The 3,529-nt window shown below is 67.8% G+C and carries 2 protein-coding genes; both read right to left on the bottom strand.

Annotation, left to right across the window (positions count from 1 at the left end; all coding sequences use genetic code 11):
- Positions 1-1,400, bottom strand: a 1,400-nt coding sequence (locus ACIQGQ_RS37155) for a condensation domain-containing protein (protein ID WP_402405102.1), incomplete at its 3' end; no start/stop codon positions are given.
- Positions 1,397-3,433, bottom strand: a complete 2,037-nt coding sequence (locus ACIQGQ_RS37150) for a condensation domain-containing protein (RefSeq protein ID WP_402405099.1) — start codon at positions 3,431-3,433, stop codon at positions 1,397-1,399. The genes ACIQGQ_RS37150 and ACIQGQ_RS37155, both read right to left, overlap by 4 nt.
- Positions 3,434-3,529 lie beyond the last annotated feature (96 nt).

Raw genomic sequence — 3,529 nt, 5'->3', positions numbered from 1 at the left:
TCAACAAGCCGATGAACAGAAGCCGTATCCGGATACGGACCCACCACACCATTCCACTCCACCAACACCTCCCGACGCTCACCCACCGTCAACATCTGGAGATCGCCGATGCGTGCGCCGGGCGCGTCCACTACCGAGGTCAGCAGGGTTTCGAGGTGGCCCGCCATACGCTCGATCGTCTTCGCGTCGAATCTGCTCCGGTCATAGACGAAGCGGAACTCCAGTGCCCGGCCGGCCGATACGACGAGGGTCAGCGGGTATCCGGTGCGCTCCACGCAGTTGATCAGTCGCCGGGTCAGCTTCTCGGGGAAGTCCGAGGGCTTCTGCACCACCGGGTAGTTCTCGAAGACGAGGATGGACCGGAAAAGTGGCTCGCCGCGCGGGATCCTGCTGTGCTTCTGCACGTCGACGAGGTGGCAGTACTCCCACTGCCGCATCTCCAGTTGCTCGTCCTGGAGGTCCCTCAGCCACTCGGAGACGACCAGGTCGCCGGTGAGGCGGCCGCGTACCGGCAGCGTGTTGATGAACAGCCCCATCATCGAATCGACATCGGGCAGATCGATCGACCGGCCCGAGATGGTGGAGCCGAACAGCACCTCGTCCTGGCGGCTGTACCGCGAGAGCAGGATCGACCACAGGCCCTGCACCAGGGTGTTCATCGTGACGCGCTGGGACCTGGCGTACTCCCGGGCCCGTGTGAACAGCTCCGTGGAGGCGCACACCTCGAACTCGCCGACTCCCGTGTCCCCGGTGTCCCGGTCGACGTGGAGGGCGGTGGGCTCGGTGACGCCCGCGAGGTAGTCGGTCCAGAACGCCGCGGAGCCGTCGTCCTGCCGGGCGTTGAGCCACTCGATGTAGCGGCGGTAGGGCGCGGTCGCCGGCAGTCCGGCGGGAACACCGTCGAGCAGAGCGCGGTAGAGGGCGAACAGCTCCTTCTGGAGGATCTGCACGCTCCAGCCATCGAGGAGGATGTGGTGGAACGACCAGACAACGATCCGGCGCTCCTCCTCCATCCGCAGCACGGTGACCCGGACCAGTGGGGCCCGCGAGAGGTCGAACCCCCGGTCCCAGTCCTCCGCCAGGAAGGCGCTCAGCCGTTCCTCCTGATCGGGCAGGCCGCGCAGGTCCCTCGTCTCGAAGGGGAGCGGAGCGCTGCGCTGCACCACTTGCACCGGCTCCGAGACCCCCTCCCACACGAACGCGCTGCGCAGGATCGAGTGCCGGTCGACGAGCTGCTGCCAGGCGCCCCCGAACAGCTTCTCGTCGAGCGGGCCCGAGAACTCCTCGGCCATCTGCACCATGTACGGGCGCGTGTCGGAAGTGTCCTCCAGCGAGTGGTACAGCATGCCGAACTGCAGGGGCGAGAGTCCGTAGACGTCTTCCACGTTGTGCGCGCTCATATCGAGAACCTCTTCAGGATCGCGGCCATGTCGGTCTCACCGACATCGGTGAGGGGAACGCCGGGGGTCTCCCGGCGGGCGTCGGCGGCTCCGTCCACACTTCCGGCGATCAGCTCGCGCAGATGGCCGACGACACCGTTGGCCAGGCGTTCCACGGTGTGCCGCTCGTGCAGCGCGGTCGAGTAGCTGATGTACAGACCGAACGTGTCGCCTTCGACGGCCGCGGTCACGTCCAGGACGTTCCAGCGCATGCCGTCCGGGCCGATCGAGTGGCCCTTCGACTCGTCGGGACCTGCGTACCGCCCGATGCCCGGCAGTTCCCTGGTGAACTGCCCCAGGTAGTTGAAGTTCACTTCCGGGGTGGGCTGCCGGCGCAGTGCGTCGGCCACGTCCGGGGTGCCGAGGTGGCGCAGAATGCCGTAGCCGATGCCCTTGTTGGGAATCCGCGCCACCTGCTCGCGTACGGAGTCGAGCGAGGCCACCGGCCCCGTGGCTCCGGGGGCCAGGCTCAGCGCGACGGGGAAGACGGACGTGAACCATCCGACCGTTCGTGACAGGTCCACGTCCGGGAAGAGGTCCTCGCGGCCGTGTCCCTCCAGGCCGATCAGGATCTCGTCGTCCCCCGTCCAGTCCCGCAGGGCATGGGCCAGTGCGGTGAGCAACGCGTCGTTGATCCGGGTACTGAAAGCTCGGGGCACGTCTCTCAGCAGGGCACGCGTCTCCTCGGGGCTGAGCGCCGCCGAGACGCTGGCGGCCGACCTCACGTCGTTGCGGCCGTCCCGGTCACGCGGCACCCGACCGGCCGGCTTGGGCTCGGCCCAGTAGGCGTATTCGGAGCGTGCCTCGGCCGATTCGGCGAAGACGTTCAACCGCTGGGCCCACGACCGGAACGACGTCGTCTTCGCCGGCAGCAGGGGCGCGAGACCAGCAGCCCGTCGCTCGTAGCAGCTGCCCAGGTCCTCCAGGAGCACCCGCCAGGACACACCGTCGACCGCCAGGTGGTGTACGACTGTGAGCAACCGCTGTCCGCGCGTCGGCCCCAGCTCCAGCAGGGCGGCCCGCAGCAACGGCCCCTTGGCCAGACCGAGGCTCTGCTGCGTCTCCTCCGCGATGTCGTGCGCCGCCGACGCCAAGGATTCGTCCGGGACCTCGGACAGGTCGTGCACGTCGAGGATGTCGGTGTCCACGGTCTCGTCCAGGTACTGACGCCAGCCGTCGGGCCCGTTCACGCAGCGCAGGCGCAGTGCGTCGTGGTGCTCCGTCAGGTCTGCCAGCGCGAGCCGCAGCACATCGGGGGCGAGTCCGTCGGTGACGAGCAGCTCGGCCTGGTTGAAGTGGTCGAACGTCGACAGGTCCTTCTCGAAGAACCAGTGCTGGATCGGTGTCAGCGGGACCTCGCCCGCCACTCGGCCCTGTTCCGCGTCGACCGACGTGGCCGCGGCGGCGTGGACCGCGATCTCGGCGATCGTCTGGCTCTTGAAGATCTGCCGCGGCGTGAGGTGCACGCCGAACTTCTTGGCCCGGGCGATCATCTGAATGCTGACGATCGAATCTCCGCCGAGCTCGAAGAAGTTGTCGTGGATGCCGATGGTGTCGATGCCCAGGATCTCGGACCAGATCGCGGCGAGGGTGCGCTCGGTGTCCGTCCGGGGGGCGGTGTAGGCGGTGCCGAGGTCGGGGCGGTGGTGGTCGGGGGCGGGCAGGGCCTTGGTGTCGACCTTCCCGTTGGGTGTGAGCGGCAGCTCGTCCAGGACGACATACGTGCTGGGGACCATGTACTCGGGGAGCTGCTGCTGGAGATGGGTGCGGAGTTGTTGTGTGGTGGGTGCGTTGCCGGGCGTCGCGACGATGTAGGCGACCAGCTGTTTGCTTCCGGGTGTGTCTTCGCGGGTGGTGACGGCGGTGGTGTGGATGTGGGGGTGGGCGGTGAGGGCGGCCTCGATCTCACCGAGCTCGATCCGGTACCCCCGCAGCTTGACCTGGTTGTCGATCCGCCCGACGAACTCCAACGTCCCGTCCGCCCGCCACTTCACTAGATCCCCCGTCCGATACGTCCGCGGATCCGGCCACGGCGGCGTCAACGGATTCGGAACGAACCGCTCCTCGGTCAACTCCGGCCGATTGTGATA

It is taken from the genome of Streptomyces sp. NPDC092952 (genome assembly GCF_044754785.1).
Classification (GTDB): domain Bacteria; phylum Actinomycetota; class Actinomycetes; order Streptomycetales; family Streptomycetaceae; genus Streptomyces.
Note: the sequence above shows the minus strand (reverse complement) of the source record. Positions and strands in the feature narration are given on the sequence as shown.